Source organism: Ruegeria sp. CI5, assembly GCF_056536885.1.
Map to the genome: position 1 here is coordinate 351,256 of NZ_JBQFQN010000003.1, position 17,264 is coordinate 368,519.

The 17,264-nt window shown below is 64.1% G+C and carries 17 protein-coding genes and 1 tRNA gene; 12 read left to right on the plus strand and 6 right to left on the minus strand.

The genetic code is table 11. The features are described 5' to 3' along the window. The first annotated feature begins 82 nt into the window (after positions 1–82). The 3 genes from ACR0BA_RS12455 to ACR0BA_RS12465 all read left to right on the plus strand — a co-directional run bounded on the left by ACR0BA_RS12455 (position 83) and on the right by ACR0BA_RS12465 (position 4,521). Positions 83–3,037 (plus strand): error-prone DNA polymerase, encoded by a 2,955-nt coding sequence (locus ACR0BA_RS12455; protein WP_480728212.1) that lies wholly within the window; start codon positions 83–85, stop codon positions 3,035–3,037. A 16-nt stretch (positions 3,038–3,053) separates the two neighbouring features. After that, entirely contained in the window at positions 3,054–3,467 is a 414-nt protein-coding gene (locus ACR0BA_RS12460; protein WP_170525603.1) for a group III truncated hemoglobin, read from the plus strand. Between the two features lie 115 nt (positions 3,468–3,582). Continuing rightward, on the plus strand, positions 3,583–4,521 hold the full coding sequence (locus ACR0BA_RS12465; protein WP_170433682.1) for a DMT family transporter: 939 nt from the start codon (positions 3,583–3,585) through the stop codon (positions 4,519–4,521). An 8-nt stretch (positions 4,522–4,529) separates the two neighbouring features. Here ACR0BA_RS12465 and ACR0BA_RS12470 read toward each other — a convergent pair whose 3' ends face one another. Both ACR0BA_RS12470 and ACR0BA_RS12475 read right to left on the minus strand, forming a co-directional pair. Next, on the minus strand, positions 4,530–5,249 hold the full coding sequence (locus tag ACR0BA_RS12470) for an NYN domain-containing protein (protein WP_170405807.1): 720 nt from the start codon (positions 5,247–5,249) through the stop codon (positions 4,530–4,532). Positions 5,250–5,338: 89 nt separating this feature from the next. After that, entirely contained in the window at positions 5,339–6,451 is a 1,113-nt protein-coding gene (locus ACR0BA_RS12475; RefSeq protein WP_170364051.1) for an S-(hydroxymethyl)glutathione dehydrogenase/class III alcohol dehydrogenase, read from the minus strand. Between the two features lie 130 nt (positions 6,452–6,581). On the opposite strand from ACR0BA_RS12475, the gene ACR0BA_RS12480 reads away from it, so the two are divergent. After that, a complete protein-coding gene (locus ACR0BA_RS12480; protein WP_170360393.1) occupies positions 6,582–6,869 on the plus strand; it encodes an I78 family peptidase inhibitor in 288 nt (95 codons plus the stop codon). 67 nt (positions 6,870–6,936) lie between these two features. After that, the gene (locus ACR0BA_RS12485; RefSeq protein ID WP_480728215.1) at positions 6,937–8,589 is read left to right on the plus strand and encodes a Y-family DNA polymerase; all 1,653 of its coding nucleotides are present in this window, start codon (positions 6,937–6,939) and stop codon (positions 8,587–8,589) included. 3 nt (positions 8,590–8,592) lie between these two features. Here the strand turns inward: ACR0BA_RS12485 and ACR0BA_RS12490 are convergent, their stop codons facing one another. Further along, on the minus strand, positions 8,593–9,318 hold the full coding sequence (locus tag ACR0BA_RS12490) for an SDR family NAD(P)-dependent oxidoreductase (protein ID WP_170360389.1): 726 nt from the start codon (positions 9,316–9,318) through the stop codon (positions 8,593–8,595). A 239-nt stretch (positions 9,319–9,557) separates the two neighbouring features. Here ACR0BA_RS12490 and ACR0BA_RS12495 point away from each other — a divergent pair, with 239 nt between their 5' ends. Genes ACR0BA_RS12495 through ACR0BA_RS12515 form a run of 5 tightly spaced genes read left to right on the plus strand, consistent with a single transcriptional unit; the run spans position 9,558 to position 13,746 of the window. After that, on the plus strand, positions 9,558–10,892 hold the full coding sequence (locus ACR0BA_RS12495; protein WP_170440029.1) for an NAD(P)/FAD-dependent oxidoreductase: 1,335 nt from the start codon (positions 9,558–9,560) through the stop codon (positions 10,890–10,892). Beyond that, positions 10,843–11,379 carry a hypothetical protein gene (locus ACR0BA_RS12500; RefSeq protein ID WP_170360385.1) on the plus strand — a complete coding sequence of 179 codons (537 nt, stop codon included), beginning with the start codon at positions 10,843–10,845 and terminating at the stop codon, positions 11,377–11,379. The genes ACR0BA_RS12495 and ACR0BA_RS12500 overlap by 50 nt, the downstream gene beginning before the upstream one ends. Then, complete coding sequence (locus ACR0BA_RS12505; protein WP_480728218.1) at positions 11,379–12,602, plus strand: MFS transporter; 1,224 nt, start codon at positions 11,379–11,381, stop codon at positions 12,600–12,602. The genes ACR0BA_RS12500 and ACR0BA_RS12505 overlap by 1 nt, the downstream gene beginning before the upstream one ends. After that, positions 12,599–13,216 carry a DUF3833 domain-containing protein gene (locus tag ACR0BA_RS12510; RefSeq protein WP_480728220.1) on the plus strand — a complete coding sequence of 206 codons (618 nt, stop codon included), beginning with the start codon at positions 12,599–12,601 and terminating at the stop codon, positions 13,214–13,216. Before ACR0BA_RS12505 ends, ACR0BA_RS12510 begins: the two co-directional genes overlap by 4 nt. Before the next feature lie 8 nt (positions 13,217–13,224). Further along, positions 13,225–13,746: a DUF3833 family protein gene (locus ACR0BA_RS12515; protein ID WP_170364402.1), complete on the plus strand. Its 522-nt coding sequence runs from the start codon at positions 13,225–13,227 to the stop codon at positions 13,744–13,746. A gap of 33 nt (positions 13,747–13,779) precedes the next feature. On the opposite strand, the gene ACR0BA_RS12520 is transcribed toward ACR0BA_RS12515, so the two are convergent. Then, a tRNA-Lys gene (locus ACR0BA_RS12520) sits at positions 13,780–13,855 on the minus strand. 211 nt (positions 13,856–14,066) lie between these two features. Between ACR0BA_RS12520 and dapF the strand changes: the two genes are divergently transcribed. Both dapF and mtaB read left to right on the plus strand, forming a co-directional pair. Continuing rightward, a complete protein-coding gene (gene dapF, locus ACR0BA_RS12525; protein ID WP_170582374.1) occupies positions 14,067–14,906 on the plus strand; it encodes a diaminopimelate epimerase in 840 nt (279 codons plus the stop codon). Next, the gene (gene mtaB / locus ACR0BA_RS12530) at positions 14,906–16,162 is read left to right on the plus strand and encodes a tRNA (N(6)-L-threonylcarbamoyladenosine(37)-C(2))-methylthiotransferase MtaB (protein ID WP_260063762.1); all 1,257 of its coding nucleotides are present in this window, start codon (positions 14,906–14,908) and stop codon (positions 16,160–16,162) included. Before dapF ends, mtaB begins: the two co-directional genes overlap by 1 nt. A 6-nt stretch (positions 16,163–16,168) precedes the next feature. Here mtaB and ACR0BA_RS12535 read toward each other — a convergent pair whose 3' ends face one another. Both ACR0BA_RS12535 and ACR0BA_RS12540 read right to left on the minus strand, forming a co-directional pair. Continuing rightward, complete coding sequence (locus ACR0BA_RS12535) at positions 16,169–16,690, minus strand: helix-turn-helix transcriptional regulator (RefSeq protein WP_170361318.1); 522 nt, start codon at positions 16,688–16,690, stop codon at positions 16,169–16,171. Next, positions 16,687–17,262: a cytochrome b/b6 domain-containing protein gene (locus tag ACR0BA_RS12540; protein WP_480728222.1), complete on the minus strand. Its 576-nt coding sequence runs from the start codon at positions 17,260–17,262 to the stop codon at positions 16,687–16,689. The genes ACR0BA_RS12535 and ACR0BA_RS12540 overlap by 4 nt, the downstream gene beginning before the upstream one ends. Positions 17,263–17,264: the final 2 nt, after the last annotated feature.

The window sequence follows — 17,264 nt, forward strand, 5'->3', positions numbered from 1 at the left end:
ACGCGGGCAGACGACCCGCTTCCTGCGCAATGCAGACAGGGACTCGAAAAAGAACAAAACGTGAATATAATGTGGAATCGCCATGTATGCCGAGCTGTCGATCACGTCGAACTTCACCTTCCTCACCGGGGCCTCGCACCCCGAGGAGTACATGGAGCGCGCCGTCACCCTGGGCCTGCCCGCCATCGCCATCGCCGATGACAACTCGGTGGCCGGCATCGTCCGCGCCCATACCCAGGCGCGCGAGATCGCCCGCAAGGTGCGCGAGCGCCGCGCGTGGGAGGAGCAGAACACGCCCATCGGCCCGCCCCGCCCCGATCACATCCCGAAACCGCCCTCGTTCCCGGTGCATGCGGTGCCGCGCCTGATCCCGGCGGCGCGGCTGATCTTTACCGACGCCCCGCCCGTCACCGCCCTGCCCCTCAACCGGCAGGGCTGGGCCAGCCTGTGCCGCCTTCTGTCCACCGGACGGCTGCGCGCGGCCAAGGGCGACTGCATCCTGCACCTGTCCGACCTGCTGGAGTTTTCCGACGGCCTCCACCTGCTGCTCTGGCCACAGGCGGGCCGTCCGACCGGCGGCGCGAGCGGATGGCGGACACAGGCGCAACAGCTGACGCGCCGCTTTGCCGGGCGCATGCATTTGCTGATGCATCCGCGCTATGACGGGGCGGATTCGATGTTTTTCCATTTGTTAGAGACTGAATCGCGCCATCTGGGCGTGCTCACCATCGCCAGCGCCGCGCCGATGATGCATCACGGCTCGCGCCGCCGGCTGGCCGATGTGCTGACCGCGATCCGGCTGCGCCGCAAGGTGGACGATCTGGGCCGTCACGCGCTGGCCAATGGCGAACAGCGCCTGCGCTCGGAACCCGAGATGCTGCGCATCTTCAAGGGGCATGAAGGCGCTGTGGCCCGTGCGTATGCGCTCAGCCAGGACCTCACCTTCTCGTTGGACGAGCTGCGCTATGAATACCCAAGCGAGGTCAGCGGCACCGAAACCCCCGCCCAGCGCCTGCACCGTCTGGCGCATGAGGGGCTGGCCTGGCGCTATCCCGCCGGCGCGCCCGAAAAGGTCAAGGCGATGCTGGCGCATGAGCTGACCCTGATCGGCAAGCTGAAATACGAGCCCTATTTCCTGACCGTCCGCGACATCGTGCACTTCGCCCGCGGTCGCGGGATCCTGTGCCAGGGGCGCGGCTCGGCGGCCAATTCGGTGGTCTGCTACTGCCTGGGCGTCACCTCGGTCAGCCCCGAGATGGGCACCATGGTGTTCGAACGCTTCGTCTCCGAGGCGCGGGACGAGCCGCCCGACATCGACGTGGATTTCGAACATGAACGCCGCGAAGAGGTGATCCAGCACATCTATGAACGCTATGGCCGCCACCGCGCGGGGCTGTGCGCCACGGTGATCCACTATCGCGGCAAGCGCGCCATCCGCGAGGTGGGCCGCGCCATGGGCCTGACCGAGGACACGATTTCCGCCCTGTCCTCGCAGCTGTGGGGGTTCTTCTCGACCGCAGGGCTCGAGGCGGAACGGATGCGCGAAATCGGCCTCGACCCCGAGGACCGCCGCCTGAAACAGACTCTGACACTGGTGCATCAGATCAACGGCTTCCCCCGCCACCTGTCCCAGCATGTGGGCGGGTTCATCATCACCGAGGGCCGTCTGGACGAGCTGGTGCCCATCGAGAACGCCACGATGGAGGACCGCACGGTCATCTGCTGGGACAAGGACGACATCGACAGTCTGGGCATCCTCAAGGTCGATGTCCTGAGCCTTGGCATGCTGACCTGCATCCGCAAGGCCTTCGACCTGATCGCCCAGCACCATCAGACGAGTTACACGCTCGCCACCCTGCCGCCCGAGGACCCGGCGGTCTATGACATGCTGTGCCGCGCGGATTCGGTGGGCGTGTTCCAGGTGGAATCACGTGCTCAGATGAACTTCCTGCCCCGGATGCGGCCGCGCAATTTCTATGATCTGGTGATCGAGGTCGCCATCATTCGCCCCGGCCCCATCCAGGGCGACATGGTGCATCCCTATATCCGGCGTCGGAACGGCGAGGAGGAGGTCAGCTTCCCCTCGGACGCGCTGGGCGAGGTGCTAGGCAAGACGCTGGGCGTGCCGCTGTTTCAGGAACAGGCGATGCAGATCGCCATCGTCGGCGCGGGCTTCACCCCCGAACAGGCCGACCGGCTGCGGCGGTCGCTGGCGACCTTCAAGAAGCACGGCAATGTCAGCGAATTCCGCACCCTGTTCCTGCGCGGGATGCAGCGCAACGGCTATGACGCCGAATTTGCCGAGCGCTGTTTCTCGCAGATCGAGGGGTTCGGCTCCTACGGCTTCCCCGAAAGCCATGCGGCCAGCTTTGCGCTGCTGGTCTATGCCAGCGCCTGGATCAAGTGCCACCATCCGGGGATTTTTGCCTGCGCGCTGCTGAATTCGCAACCAATGGGGTTCTATGCCCCCGCCCAGATCGTGCGCGATGCGCGCGAGCATGGCGTGCAAGTGCGTCCGGTCTGCATCAATGCCAGCTTCTGGGACAACGTGATGGAGCCAGACGGCCATGGCGGGCTGGCCCTGCGGCTGGGCTTTCGCCAGATCAAGGGCCTGAGCGAAGAGGACGCCAGTTGGCTGACCGCCGCGCGCGGCAACGGCTACCACCAGGTTGACGACGTCTGGCGCCGCGCGGGCCTTGGCCCCTCGGTGATCGAGCGTCTGGCCGAGGCCGATGCCTTTGCCGCCTGCGGCCTGACCCGGCGCGAGGCGCTGTGGCAGGCCAAGGCGATCGCCACCGCCAAACCCCTGCCCCTGTTCGCGCAGGATCTGGAAGGCGAGGCGCTGGACGAACCCGCCGCCCATCTGCCGCAGATGTCGCTGGGCGAGCAGGTGGTCGAGGATTACGTCGCCACCCGCCTGAGCCTGCGGGCACACCCGGTGGCCCTGTTGCGGCACCTGCTGACGCCGGGGCAGCGCGACAATTCCGCCCCTGCATCCGGGCCGAAAAACGCGGTATCTGCCCGGAACAGAGCCTGAATCGAAAGCCCCGATCATGACCCGGCCCGTACTGCCCCCGCGTTTTCCCGCCACGCCCGACCAGATCCAGGCGCAGGTCACCGCATTCTACGCCCGCGTCCGGCAGGACGCCCTGCTGGGCCCGATCTTCAACCGCCACGTCACCGACTGGCCCGCGCATGAGGACCGGATCGCCGCCTTCTGGCGCAACGCCATCCTGTACGAGCGCGGCTACAGCGGCAATCCGCAGCGTGTGCATATCGAGCGTCCGGACGTGAAACCCGAAATGTTTGCCCATTGGCTGGACCTGTTCGAAGAGGTCGCCCACGGCACCCTGCCCCCGGAAACGGCCACGCCCTGGGTGGCGCTGGCCCGACGCATCGGCGCGGGGATGCAGGCCGGTGTCGCGGCCGCCCGCCAACCGGCCGGGGCTCCGCCGATCCTGCGCTGAACGGCCGGCCCCGCAGGGATGTTAGCGGTAAAGTTTGGGCTATCCGACTCTGCCGATTGGGTTTAATCAGGCCTCAGACACCTGCCACAGCATCCAATCGCCCGGGACCAGCCAGATGAGCACACAGAACTCGACCCTGCAGGGACTTGGCTTTGCCTTTCTCGGGTTTGCCGTCTTTGCCACCCATGACGCGCTGATCAAGACGCTGGGCGGCACCTATTCCGTGCTGCAGATCATCTTTTTCGCCACGCTGTTCTCCTTTGTGCCGATGGCGGTCACGATCCTCGCGGACCGGACCGCTGACAATTTTCGGCCACATCACCCGTGGCTGGTGATGCTGCGCTCGGGGCTGATGGTCACGTCGATGTCCTGTGCGTTCTACGCTTTTTCGGTCCTGCCCCTGGCCGAGGTCTATTCGCTGCTGTTTTCCTTTCCGCTGATCGTCACCGTCCTGTCGATTCCGATTCTGGGCGAGGTCGTGCGCGCCCAACGCTGGGCTGCGGTGGGCGTGGGCCTGATCGGAGTGCTGATCGTCCTGCGCCCCGGCGCGACCGAGATCACTCTGGGCCACCTTGCCGCCCTGACGGCCGCGTTCTGCAGCGCCTTCGCATCCGTGCTGGTGCGCAAGATCGGAAACGAGGAACGCTCGGCAGTGCTGATCCTGTATCCGATGCTGCTGGCGATCGCGGTCATGAGCCTTGCGCAACCGGCGGTCTATCAGCCGCCTTCGCTGATCCATTTGGCGATGATGGCCTTGGTCGGCGTGTTTTCGGTGATCGCCCAGCACCTGATCATCCTGGCCTATCGCGCGGCGCCCGCCGGCGTGGTTGCACCCAGCCAGTACAGCCAGATCATCTGGGCCACGATTTTCGGCGCGGTGTTCTTTGGGGAAAAGCCCGACAAATGGGTGGCCGTGGGGGCCGCGATCATCATCGCATCGGGCATCTTCGTCGTCTGGCGCGAAAGCCGGGCAAATGTATCGCCGAACAAGCCGGTTCTGCGCGTCCGCTCGCCGCGCTCTGACACAGGCGCCTCAGCACGGCCGGGGTCATAACGCGGCGGCTACTGATCCTTCAGTCTGATCTTAAGGCCGCCGTTTTCGCCTGTTTCCTCGAACTTTCCGGTGGCTCGTACCAAGTCGCTCAGCCGCTTGGAACCATAGGCTCGTACGTCAAAATCCGTATTGTTCATTCTGAGCTGGCTGCCAACCCAGCCAAGACCTGCCCATCCGTCAGGTTCCTCGGACTTGAGCACGACTTTCCGGATTAATTTGAACGCATCATCCACATCCTTTTCAGGTTGAACCCGTTTTGCCTTCTCGCCGCTTCCGAGCTCACCCTTTTTGATGTTTTCGATGTAAATAAATCGGTTGCATGCTTGAACAAAAGCCTTAGGAGCTTTTTTCTCACCAATACCAAACACTTTTAATCCCTGTTCACGAACACGGATAGCGAGACGGGTAAAATCACTATCGGAAGAAACTAGTACGAACCCGTTGAAACGACCTGAATGAAGGATGTCCATCGCATCAATTACAAGTGCGATATCCCCAGCGTTCTTGCGCGTCGTATTTGGAAGTTGGAGTTGCGGAATAATCGCATGCTTCGCAAGTATCTCGACGCTCCAACCCTGTGGCATTTCGCCTGAGAAGTTTCCGTAGATTCGGCGCATGTTCGCCTCGCCCAAAATGGCAACTTCTTCGAAAATCTCAGCAACATACTTTGCCGGTACGTTATCGGCGTCAATCAGAACAGCCAAACGTTCCGTTGCTTCAGTGGTCAATTTGATCTCTCTATTCAGATATTCATCAATGTTCTGATGATAGGCGACAAAAAGGGCGGGATAAACCCCGCCCTTGCAATTTCCGATTGTCAGTAAACCACCACCGACCGGATGCTTTCGCCCTTGTGCATCAGGTCGAAGCCGGTGTTGATATCGTCCAGACCCATAGTGTGAGTGATCATCGGATCGATCTCGATCTTTCCTTCCATGTACCAGTCGACGATCTTGGGCACGTCCGTGCGCCCTCGCGCGCCGCCGAAGGCGGTGCCGCGCCACGATCGGCCGGTGACCAGCTGGAACGGACGGGTCGAGATCTCGGCCCCCGCGGGCGCCACGCCGATGATGATGGATTCGCCCCAGCCCTTGTGCGCCGATTCCAGCGCCGCGCGCATCACCTGCACGTTGCCGGTGGCGTCAAAGGTGTAATCCGCGCCGCCCTTGGTCAGGTTCACCAGATAGGGGACAAGATCGCCCTCGACCTCGGAGGGATTGACGAAATCGGTCATGCCGAATTTTTTGGCCATCTCGACCTTGGCGGGGTTCAGATCGACGCCGACGATCTGATCGGCCCCGGCCAGACGCAGGCCCTGAATCACGTTCAGGCCGATGCCGCCCAGACCGAACACGATGGCGCGGCTGCCGATTTCAACCTTGGCGGTGTTGATCACGGCGCCGATGCCGGTGGTAACACCACAGCCGATATAGCAGATCTTGTCGAACGGCGCGTCCTCGCGCACCTTGGCCAGCGCGATTTCCGGCAGGACCGTGTGGTTCGAAAAGGTCGAACAGCCCATGTAATGCAGGATCGGATCCCCATCCAACGTCGAAAAACGCGAGGTGCCGTCGGGCATCAAACCCTTGCCCTGCGTCTCGCGGATAGCCTGGCACAGGTTGGTTTTGGGATGCAGGCAGTATTCGCACTCGCGACATTCGGGAGTGTAGAGCGGGATCACGTGATCGCCCGGCTTCAGGCTGGTCACACCCGGGCCGACCTCGACCACCACGCCGGCGCCCTCGTGGCCCAGAATTGCCGGAAACAGGCCTTCGGGGTCGGCGCCCGACAGGGTGAATTCGTCGGTATGGCAGATGCCGGTGGCCTTGATCTCGACCAGAACCTCGCCCGCCTTGGGGCCTTCGAGGTTCACGTCCATCACTTCCAAGGGCTTGCCCGCCTGAACGGCGACGGCGGCACGGGTTCGCATGTTGCTTGTCTCCCTGTCTTGTTTGACCCGACCCTGCGTCAAATACAGGGTGTTTTCAACTGCGCTTTCATGGCAGTCTCTGTAAGCTTTTGATATTTCAGAAACGACATTGCCGAAAAGAGGAGCGCCAATGTACCGGTTCATCCCGATCCTGATCGTCCTGGCCGCCTGCGCCGAAACCGACCTGCCCGAACCGGGCTCTGCCGAGCTGGATGCCGCCCCGGTGGATCTGGCCTTCTGCAAGGGCGAACCCTTTGCCCAATCCGTGGGGCAGCCGGTCTCGACCATTCAGGCCAGCCTGCCGGAACGGAGCCGCGTTCTGGGCCCCGATGACATCGCCACGCAGGATTACCGCATCGACCGGCTGAACGTCTATGTGAACGGAGCCGGGGTCATTCAGCGGCTGACCTGCGGATAAGGGCGGACTCGACTCGGAGCATGATTCTCGGATAGGAACAAAGTGAGAACACTTTGATGTCTGCCCGATGCCCAAACGCCGAATACTCTCGCTGTGGTTTCCCCGTCTGGGGGCCGAACGGCTGATCCGCACCGCGCGGGGCCTGCACTCCGGCCCGCTGGCGGTGGTGGCCGAACAGTCGAACATGCAGGTCATCACCTCGCTGAATGCCGAGGCACAAGCAGCCGGTCTGCGCGTGGGCCAGCCGGTGCGCGATGCCCATGCCATGTGCGCCGCCCTTGTGACCCGCCCCCGCAACGCCCCGGCCGAGGCCGCTTTTCTGACCGCGCTGCGCCGCTGGGCGGGCAAGTTCAGCCCCTGGGTGGCCGAAGAAGCGCCCGATGGCCTGATCGTCGATCTGTCGGGCTGCGCCCACCTGTTCGGCGGCGAAGAGGCGCTGCTGGACGTGATCGAGACCGACTGCGCCGACATGGGGCTGAGCGTGCAGATGGGCATCGCCGACACGCTGGGCGCGGCCTGGGCGCTGGCGCGCTATGCCGGGCAAGAGGCCACGTCCGACCGCAATGGCGACGCCATTTCCCAAGAGGCCCGCGCCACCCGCGCCCGGGCTGGCAAACGGCGGCACTGGACCAAGGGCGGCGCCGCGCCGCAGGTGGTGACCGTGGGCGGCGGAGCCAGGGTCGCGCCGCCGGGGCAGGCCTATGGCGCGCTTGCCCCCCTGCCCATCGCCGCGCTGCGGCTGGACGACCAGACCGTGGCGCAGCTGAACCGGCTGGGCCTGCGGCGGATCGGCGACCTGCTGGGCCAGCCGCGCGCGTCCCTTGCCCGCCGGTTCGGGCGCGGGCTGGTGCTGCGGCTGGATCAGGCGATGGGCAGCGCACCCGAGCCGGTCTCGCCCGCGCGGCCCCCGCATCACTTTGCGGTGCGGATGACCCTGCCCAACCCGATCGGTCTGGCCGAGGACGTGATGGCCGCCATCGACCGGATGCTGCCGACCCTGTGCGCGCGGCTGGAAGAAAAGGCGCGCGGGGCGCGGACCCTGCGGCTCGAGGCGCACCGAACCGATCAGGCGGCCGAGATCATCGAGATCGGGCTGGCCCGGCCGAGCCACGACAAACACCGCATTCGCCCTTTGTTAGAGATGAAGATCGACCAGATCGACGCGGGCTATGGCATCGACATGCTGCGCCTTGCGGCGGTGCAGACCGAGCCGGTGCATGCCCGCACCCTGACCGGCCATGCCGAAGCCAGCCGCGCCGTCCGCAACCGATTGGAGGGGAACACCGCGCTGGACGATCTGATCGGAAAGCTGGGCGCGCGGGTGGGGCTCGAGGCGATCACGCGGCAGCACCCGGCGGCCTCGCACATCCCCGAGAAAACCGCACAGACGCTGGCGGCGGCCTGGTCGGAACCGGCGCGCGACTGGCCCGCCCCGCCGCGCCCGCGCCCCCTGCTGATGTGGCGGCCCGAGCCGGTGATGGCCCCCGACCGTCCCGATGTGCCCGCCAATTTCCGCTGGCGCGGGCGCGACTGGCACCTGGCGCAGGCCACCGGCCCGGAGCGGATCGCCCCGGAATGGTGGCTGGACGACCCCAACTGGCGCAGCGGCGTGCGCGATTACTGGGTGGTGGTGACTGAACAGGGCGAGCGGCTGTGGCTGTTCTACGGCCATGGCGGCACCATGTCGGCGGGCTGGTTCTGCCAAGGGCGCCTTGGTTAGAGTCTATTTTCCACGATAGACCAGAATATCCGGAAGGTAATCGATCAGCCGGATGACCCACGAGAACGGCGCCGGAAAGTCGGTCCGGAAGCGCCGGCGCGCCATTGCGCGCAGCACGCGCTGCGCGGCGTCTTCGGGCTCCATCAGCATCGGCATCTTGAAGCTGTTCTTGTCGGTCAGCCGGGTCTTGATGAACCCCGGATTGACGATGCGCACCGTCACCCCGGTTCCGGCCAGGTCATGCCGCATCGTTTCGGCCAGCGAGATCAGCGCCGCCTTGCTGGACCCGTACCCGATCGCCGCAGGCAGTCCGTGATAGCCCGCCAGCGACCCGATCAGGGTAATGTCGCCACGCCCCGCCTTCACCATGGCCGGCACGGTTTCCCCCAGAACCCGCAGCGCGCCTGAGTAGTTCACGTCGCTGATGGCCAGCGCGGCTTCGGTCTGCCAGTCCTGCGCGCGCATCGGCTCATAGGCCCCGGCGTTGTAGACCAGACCGTCAACTTGGCCGATCTCGGCCACGGCGCGGCGCACCTGCGCCAGATCGGTCACGTCCAGCGGTACCGCACGGGCATTGGGCAGCGCGGCGCAGATCTGCTCCAGCCGCTCGGCACTACGCGCGGACAGCACAAGGTGCGCGCCCTGACCGCCCAAGGCCTCGGCCAGCGCCCGGCCCAGCCCTTCGCTGGCGCCGATGATCCAATAGATTTTTCCGTCAAAACTACTCATACCGCGCGGTTCACATGTGCCGAAGCGTGAACAGCCGCGGTCTTGGGTTGGGTTGTCTCGATCATAACACCTTTCATTACGCGGAAGGGCATACCTCGGATCACCAGCAAACGCGATTGATGCAATCCTGACGCACAGCCCGCCGATCAGCGGGAAACATGTAAAAACATGGCCCGGATTTGATCCGCTCCGGCCTACCCTGCGTATCTTATTGTAAAATGTCGCATAAAGAGGATGGCATGTTCGACGAAACCCGGGGCGTACGGAAAAAAATCGCAATTGTAGGCGCAGGCATCTCAGGATTATCAGCGGCTTATTACCTGTCGGAAAGTCACGACGTCACCCTGTATGAGGCCGAACCCCGTCTGGGCGGACATGCGCGCACGGTGATGGCCGGGCGCAACGGCGACCAACCTGTCGATACCGGGTTCATCGTTTTCAACTACGCCACCTATCCCTACCTGACCAAGCTGTTTGGCGAGTTGGACGTGCCGGTCATCAAAAGCGAGATGAGCTTTGGCGCCACCATCGACAATGGTCGCATCGAATATGGCCTGAACAATCTGCGCACCATCACCGCGCAGAAGCGCAACCTCGTGCGGCCCTCCTACTACAAGATGATCGCCGACATCCTGCGCTTTGGCAAAGAAGCGCCCGAGGCCGCCCGGGATGATGACACCACGATTGGTGAGCTGGTTGACCAGATGCGGCTGGGCCACTGGTTCCGCAACAATTACCTGATGCCGATGTGCGGCGCGATCTGGTCAACTCCGGTGGAGTTCGTCGATCAGTTTCCGGCGCGGTCGCTGGTGCAGTTCTTCCGCAACCACGCCTTGCTGTCCAGCAAACGCGGCGCCCAGCACCAGTGGTGGACGGTAAAGGGTGGCAGCATCGAATATGTCCGCCGGATCGAATCCGCGTTGCGCGGCCGGGGTTGCGACATCCGCCTGGGCGCGCCGGTCTCTAACGTCGAACGCGATGCCTTGGGCGTGACCGTTCAGGCGCAGGGCCGCTCGGATCAGTATGACGAGATCATCCTGGCCACCCATTCCGACCAGTCGTTGGCCATTCTGGGCCAGAACGCCACCGCCGACGAGGCCGCGGCGCTGGGCGCGATCCGCTATCAGCCCAACCGCGCGGTCTTGCACTGCGACCCCAGCCAGATGCCGCGCCGCCGCGCCTGCTGGTCCAGCTGGACCTACCGCTCGCAGGCGGGCAACGTGGGCGTGACCTATTGGATGAACCGGTTGCAGAACATCCCTGAAAGCGACCCGTTGTTCGTCACCCTGAACCCGTCTTCCGACATCGCGCCAGACAAAATCTATGACGAGGTGGAATTCGCCCATCCGGTGTTCGACAAGGCCGCGCTGAAAGCGCAGGGCCAGATCCGCGAGATGCAGGGCCGCAACCGGACCTGGTTCGCCGGCGCCTACAACCGGCACGGGTTCCACGAAGACGGAATCGCCAGCGCGATGCACGTGGTCGGGCTGTTGACCGGCGATCCGCAAACCAACGGAGCTGAAAATGCGATATCTGATCCAAGCGTCGCTGTCCCGGTTACGGCCAGCCCGTAACGCAGCGATCCTGAGCCTGGTTCTGCTGGCCCCTGCCGGGCTTGCGGCCACCCCCGTCACCAACCTGCTGCCCGATGCTGAGCTGCGTGGCACCGCCACCTTCCGGTTCCTCGGTCTGCCGATCTACGACGCGCAGCTGTTCACCAAAGGCGGCGGCCCGCTCAGCTGGTCGCAGGATTTCGGCCTGAAGCTGACCTATCGGAAATCGCTGAAGCAGAAGGCGCTGATCGAATCCACGCTGGACGAGATGGCCCGGCAGGGCAACAGCGCCCCGATCGAGGCGCAGTTAAAAACCTGCTATCAGGCGGTCGGCGCCGGTGACAGCTACCTGGCCGTCACCAAAGGCCCCGACGCGATCGAGTTCTGGCGCAACGGGCGCAAGACCTGCACCCTCTCCTATCCGGGGATCAAGCGCAGTTTCATGTCGATCTTTCTGGGCAACAACACCCGGTCCGCCGCCTTTACGCGTCAGCTGCGGGGTCAGTGATGCTGTATCCGCGTGTCAGCCTCTATGCGCTGATGCTTGCTGCGGCGGGTATCCCGCTCTACATCCACTTGCCGCGTTTCGCGGCGGTGAACCTCGGGATCGGCCTGGGCGTGATCGGCACGGTTCTGCTGCTGATCCGGCTGGTGGATCTGGTGCAAGACCCGCTGATCGGCTGGGCCATTGACCGCTGGCCCGGCGCGCAGATGGGTTTTGCCGTCTTGGCCGCCGGAGGTCTGGCGGTCGGTTTTCCGCTGTTGTTTTCGCTGCCGCAGGGGGCGAGCGTCGGCGTCCTCGTGGCGATCCTGATCCTGCTGTTTTCCGCCTACAGCCTGGGCACGATCCTGCTTTACGGCCGCAGCGCGACGCTGGCGAAACAGGCCACCCCGCGCGAGTTGATGACCCTCGCCGCCTTTCGAGAGGGCGGGCAACTGGCCGGCGTGGTTCTGGCCGCCAGCGCACCGGCGCTGTTCGTGGCATTGGGCGCGGGCGCGCAGGGCTATCCGGCTTTCGGGCTGTTTCTGGGCGCGCTGGCGCTGGTCACCATGGCGCTGACATTGCCGATCTGGCGGCGCGCGCCCGTCACCGGGCAGGGCCTGTCCTTCGACGGGCTGGGTCAGGCCGGGGCCCTGCGTCTGCTGGCGCTGGCGCTGGTCAACAGCCTGCCGGTTGCAATCACCTCGACTCTGTTCCTGTTCTTCGTCGAGGACCGGCTACAATTGCCGGGCAAGGCCGGGCCGCTGCTGATCCTGTTCTTCCTCAGCGCCGGGGCGACCGTGCCGCTCTGGGCGCGGCTCAGCAACCTGATCGGCCCGAAACAGACTCTGATCATCGCGATGCCACTGGCCATTCTGGGCTTTGTCGGCGCGGCCATGCTGGCGCCCGGCAACCTGGCCGGGTTTGCGGTTATCTGCCTGGCGTCGGGGGCGGCGCTGGGGGCGGACATGGTGGTTCTGCCGGCCATGTTCTCGGTGGTGCTGACACGCGCGGGGCTGAATGCCTCGGCCGCCTTCGGCATCTGGTCTTTCGCCGGCAAACTGGGGTTGGCATTGGCCGCATTCTTCACTCTTCCGCTGCTGGAACGCAGCGGCTTCGTGCCCGGTCAGACGAATTCGGCGCAGGCGTTGGAAACGCTCAACCTGGCCTATGCCGTGCTGCCCTGCATCCTGAAACTCGGCGCGTTCGGAATGGTCCTGACGCTGCCTACAGAGGTACCCGCAAAATGACATTCCTCCTGATTGCCGCACTGGCCGTATTGGCCCTGATCGCGGTCAAAACCCGCCTTCTCAGCTTTCGCGCGCAATCGCCGTCGGATTATGCCGGAACCGGCCCCGATTTCTCACTGAAGGACAATCTGAACGGGGAAATCCTGTCCGAAGGCCTGATCTACGGCCCGACCGGCAAGATGTCGAACAGCTTCGTGGCGCGGATGATCGGGGAATGGAACGGCAATTCCGGCACCCTGACCGAGTATTTCACCTATTCGAACGGCAAGCAGATGACCCGCAAATGGTACCTGACCATGGGCACAGGCAACCGCTTTACCGCAACCGCCGACGACATCGTCGGCGAAGGCCGCGGCGTGATCTCGGGCGCGACGGTCAAGCTGACCTATCGCATCGTTCTGCCCGAAGACGCCGGGGGCCATACCCTGGATGTGACAGACTGGATGTACCTGACCGAGAGCGGGGCGATCATGAACCGCTCGGAGATGCGCAAGTTCGGCCTGAAGGTGGCCGAGTTGGTCGCCACCATGCGCCCTGCCCCGCCGGAAAAGACGGCGCATGTGCCCGGCGCGAACGGCCATGACCGCACCGCCGACCCGAGGGCCCTGCAATGACCCGGCTCATGAAACGACTGGCCTTCGCGTGCCTGCTGCTGACAGCGGCCTGTGCCTTCAAACCGAAAGTCCCGACCACTTTCCTGTCGGACCGCCAGCTGAACCTCGAAGAGTTCTTTGAGGGCCACACCGTGGCCTATGGGCAGTTCCAGGACGTTCTGGGCAACATCCCGCGGCGGTTCACGGTCGACATCAACGGGACATGGGACGGCCAGACCCTGACTTTGGTCGAAGACTTCGTCTATGACGACGGCGCCACCGAACAGCGCATCTGGACCCTGACCAAAACCGGCGAGGATACCTGGACCGGCACCGCGCCCGGCGTTCTGGGCACCGCGTCGGGAACCGAGCGTGGTGACACGTTCAACTGGAAGTACCGCATCGACCTGCCAGTGAAGGACGGTACGATGCGTGTCGATTTCGACGACTGGATGTGGCTGCTGGACGATGACCGCCTGCTGAACCGCGCCTATGTCTCGCGCTTTGGCATCCGGCTGGGCGAAGTCGTGCTGTTCTTTGAAAAGAAGTGACCGCGCGGCGTCTCGATCAATCTTTGGAAAAAGTGGTGAGCCGTGCAGGATTCGAACCTGCGACCCACTGATTAAAAGTCAGTTGCTCTACCAACTGAGCTAACGGCCCACTCTTTTCATCGGATCGTTGCGATCCGTGGCGCTGTCTAAGGCATTTTCCCGACCGGGTACAAGCCCTTTTTCGCACCGCGTTCCGCCTGAAATCATTGTGTTCCCGGCGTCCCGATAGGCGGCCTAATTAGGGTTGAGGCGGCGGGGGGTCAACCCCTTTTTTCAGGAATCTTCGCGCCGGGCTGGATTCATGTCTGCGGCAAGGCTATATGCCCGCCATGCAGCAACGATCCGACACCGGTTTGCCCTTCATGAAGATGCACGGGCTTGGCAATGACTTCGTCATTGTGGACGCGCGCGCGCATCCGGTGCAGATCACGCCGGCGCTGGCGCGCGGGATCGGACACCGGCAGTTCGGGGTCGGATTCGACCAGCTGGCCGTCATCGAAAACGGCGAATCGGATGCGCATCTGGTGTTCTACAATGCTGATGGGTCGATCTCGGCCACCTGCGGCAACGCCACCCGCTGCATCGCCCGGTTCCTGATGCAGGAAAGCGGCAAATCCGAACTGACGCTGACCACCAGCCACGGCACGCTGCAGGCGCGGGACGCGGGCGACGGGCTGACTTCGGTCAACATGGGGCACCCACAGCTGGACTGGGCCGACATTCCATTGGCCGAAGAGGTGGATACGCTGGAACTGCCGATCGAAGGCGGACCGGTGGCCACCGGCATGGGCAACCCGCATTGCACCTTCTTCGTCGAAGACGCCGAGGCGATTCCGCTGGAGGAATTCGGCGCGCGCTACGAGCATCACCCGCTCTATCCCCAGCGCACCAATGTGCAGGTCGCCCAGATCATCGGGCCGGATCACATCCGCATGCGGGTGTGGGAACGCGGCGTGGGAATCACGCTGGCCTCGGGCTCGTCGTCGTGTGCCACGGCAGTGGCAGCGGCGCGGCGCGGCCTGACCGGGCGCAAGGTGCAGATCGACCTGGACGGCGGCACCATCTGGATTGATTGGCGCGAGGACGGCGTCTGGATGACCGGCCCCACCTGCCATGTCTTCTCGGGCACGCTGACGCCCGAGTTTCTGGAGCCGCTGTGATGAACCCGCCGAAATTCACCACGCTGGGCTGCCGGCTCAACGCCTATGAGACCGAGGCGATGAAGGAGCTGTCGCAGCAGGCCGGGCTGACGGACGCGGTGATCGTGAACACCTGCGCCGTCACCGCCGAAGCCGTCCGCAAGGCCCGGCAGGAGATCCGCAAGCTGCGCCGCGAGAACCCCAACGCCCGGTTGATCGTCACCGGCTGCGCGGCCCAGACCGAACCCCAGACCTTTGCCGAGATGGACGAGGTCGATGCGGTGATCGGCAACACCGAAAAGATGCGCCCCGAAACCTGGAAAGGCATGGCCGCCGATTTCATCGGCGAGACCGAGACGGTTCAGGTCGATGACATCATGTCGGTCACCGAAACCGCCGGCCACCTTATCGACGGATTCGGCACCCGCTCGCGCGCCTATGTGCAGGTCCAGAACGGCTGTGATCATCGCTGCACCTTCTGCATCATCCCCTATGGCCGCGGCAACTCGCGCAGCGTCCCGGCGGGCGTGGTGGTGGACCAGATCAAGCGGCTGGTGGACCGGGGCTACAACGAGGTCGTGCTGACCGGGGTCGACCTGACCTCATGGGGCGCCGACCTACCCGCAAGCCCCAAGCTGGGCGATCTGGTCATGCGCATCCTGAAACTGGTGCCCGACCTGCCGCGCCTGCGCATCAGCTCGATCGATTCGATCGAGGTGGACGAGAACCTGATGCAGGCCATCGCGACCGAGCCGCGCCTGATGCCGCATCTGCACCTGTCGCTGCAGCATGGTGACGACCTGATCCTGAAACGGATGAAGCGCCGCCACCTGCGCGACGACGCCATACGCTTCACCGAAGAGGCCCGCAGGCTGCGCCCCGAGATCACCTTTGGTGCCGACATCATCGCGGGCTTTCCGACGGAAACCGAGGCCCATTTCGAGAACTCGCTGAAACTGGTCACCGACTGCGACCTGACCTGGCTGCACGTCTTCCCCTATTCCAAGCGCGAAGGCACGCCGGCGGCGCGCATTCCGCAGCAGGTCAACGGCAAGGTGACAAAGCAACGTGCCGCCAGGCTACGTGAGGCGGGTGACGCGCAGGTAGCCAGACACCTGGAAGCCCAGCTGGGCAAGACCCATCACATCCTGATGGAAAATCCCCACATGGGCCGGACCGAGCAGTTCACCGAGGTAACATTTGCGAACGCGCAACCCGAAGGGCAGATCGTGACTGCCACCATCACCGGGGTTCGCGATCAGCAGTTGGTGGCCTGACGTCTCTCAGGCCGGACCGTCGCTTGCCAGAAGCTCTTCCATGAAGACACTGATCAGTTGGGCGCGTCCGTCCACGCCGGCTTTTCCATAGATCGAAGCCGACTGCGCGCGTACGGTACCCACGGCACGGCCTCGGATCCGGGCGATATTCTCATTGTCGACGCCTTTGAGGATCAACAGGCCCACTTCGCGCTCGGCGCTGGTCAGGCCCCAGCGGGTAAAGAAAGTGTCGATCACGGCGCTCATTTCTCCCTGCGCCGCGCGCAGTCCTTGTTTTGCCTGGTCCATTCGCGCCAGCAATCGGCGCAGCTCGAGCATGAAGAACAGGACGCCAAGGCAAAGGACGGTCGCGACCAGGGATTCCAAAACGAGATGTGCCAGGGGCTCGCTGCCATCGAGGTCCAGAATCGCGTCGCCCATGTAGAATGCGGCGCATAGACCCTGAACCACGATCATCGCCGCCATCAGAACGGCCCGGCGTGCATCCGCGTCGCCGGACCGCAGGTTTTCGGTGATCCATTTGATCATTTGGTCGACCAGCCATCAGGAATATTCTTGTCCCCTGATACCATGGCTTTGACCAGAGCGACACCGGTTCGCCGTTGGTCCAAAAGCACGCCAAGCACGTGCAGAACAACGCTTAGCATCAGCCAGTCGAACGCCAGCTCGTGCGTATCCTCGACCCAGCTCACCCCGAAGAAGGCCGTGGTGCCCATCATGATGCCTGTGGCGCAGATGAAGCCCAACGTCATCCAGATGTTGTAGACCATCAGCGCGCCCAGAGGATTGTGCGACAGGTGAACCGACCGGTCGCCCCGGACGGTGTCACGCACATGTCGGACCGCAGCATTCGGGCTGAACGGGAATGCCGAGAACCTGGCCGGTGCCGGCCCAAGGACGCCCCAGGCCAGGCGCAAAAGAACCAGCCCGAGCACGGCATAACCGACATATTCATGCAGCAGCCCCTCGGGGTCGGTCACAGCGGCGTTGAGCAGAATGCCCAGAACCACCGACCAGTGGATCAGGCGGACCAGCGGGTCCCAGACCCGGATGGTGCGGGCGCCCTCGCGCCCGCTCTGGTGCTGGATGGACTCGGACATTG

What these genes read in the sequence shown, in the direction of transcription:
- ACR0BA_RS12455 (WP_480728212.1), top strand. Translation starts at nt 83, where the DNA reads ATGTATGCCGAGCTGTCGATCACGTCGAACTTCACCTTCCTCACCGGG.
- ACR0BA_RS12495 (WP_170440029.1), top strand. Translation starts at nt 9,558, where the DNA reads ATGTTCGACGAAACCCGGGGCGTACGGAAAAAAATCGCAATTGTAGGC.
- ACR0BA_RS12465 (WP_170433682.1), top strand. Translation starts at nt 3,583, where the DNA reads ATGAGCACACAGAACTCGACCCTGCAGGGACTTGGCTTTGCCTTTCTC.
- ACR0BA_RS12535 (WP_170361318.1), bottom strand. Translation starts at nt 16,690, where the DNA reads ATGATCAAATGGATCACCGAAAACCTGCGGTCCGGCGACGCGGATGCA.
- ACR0BA_RS12460 (WP_170525603.1), top strand. Translation starts at nt 3,054, where the DNA reads ATGACCCGGCCCGTACTGCCCCCGCGTTTTCCCGCCACGCCCGACCAG.
- dapF (WP_170582374.1), top strand. Translation starts at nt 14,067, where the DNA reads ATGCCCGCCATGCAGCAACGATCCGACACCGGTTTGCCCTTCATGAAG.
- ACR0BA_RS12500 (WP_170360385.1), top strand. Translation starts at nt 10,843, where the DNA reads ATGCGATATCTGATCCAAGCGTCGCTGTCCCGGTTACGGCCAGCCCGT.
- mtaB (WP_260063762.1), top strand. Translation starts at nt 14,906, where the DNA reads ATGAACCCGCCGAAATTCACCACGCTGGGCTGCCGGCTCAACGCCTAT.
- ACR0BA_RS12510 (WP_480728220.1), top strand. Translation starts at nt 12,599, where the DNA reads ATGACATTCCTCCTGATTGCCGCACTGGCCGTATTGGCCCTGATCGCG.
- ACR0BA_RS12505 (WP_480728218.1), top strand. Translation starts at nt 11,379, where the DNA reads ATGCTGTATCCGCGTGTCAGCCTCTATGCGCTGATGCTTGCTGCGGCG.
- ACR0BA_RS12485 (WP_480728215.1), top strand. Translation starts at nt 6,937, where the DNA reads ATGCCCAAACGCCGAATACTCTCGCTGTGGTTTCCCCGTCTGGGGGCC.
- ACR0BA_RS12475 (WP_170364051.1), bottom strand. Translation starts at nt 6,451, where the DNA reads ATGCGAACCCGTGCCGCCGTCGCCGTTCAGGCGGGCAAGCCCTTGGAA.
- ACR0BA_RS12515 (WP_170364402.1), top strand. Translation starts at nt 13,225, where the DNA reads ATGAAACGACTGGCCTTCGCGTGCCTGCTGCTGACAGCGGCCTGTGCC.
- ACR0BA_RS12480 (WP_170360393.1), top strand. Translation starts at nt 6,582, where the DNA reads ATGTACCGGTTCATCCCGATCCTGATCGTCCTGGCCGCCTGCGCCGAA.
- ACR0BA_RS12490 (WP_170360389.1), bottom strand. Translation starts at nt 9,318, where the DNA reads ATGAGTAGTTTTGACGGAAAAATCTATTGGATCATCGGCGCCAGCGAA.
- ACR0BA_RS12540 (WP_480728222.1), bottom strand. Translation starts at nt 17,262, where the DNA reads ATGTCCGAGTCCATCCAGCACCAGAGCGGGCGCGAGGGCGCCCGCACC.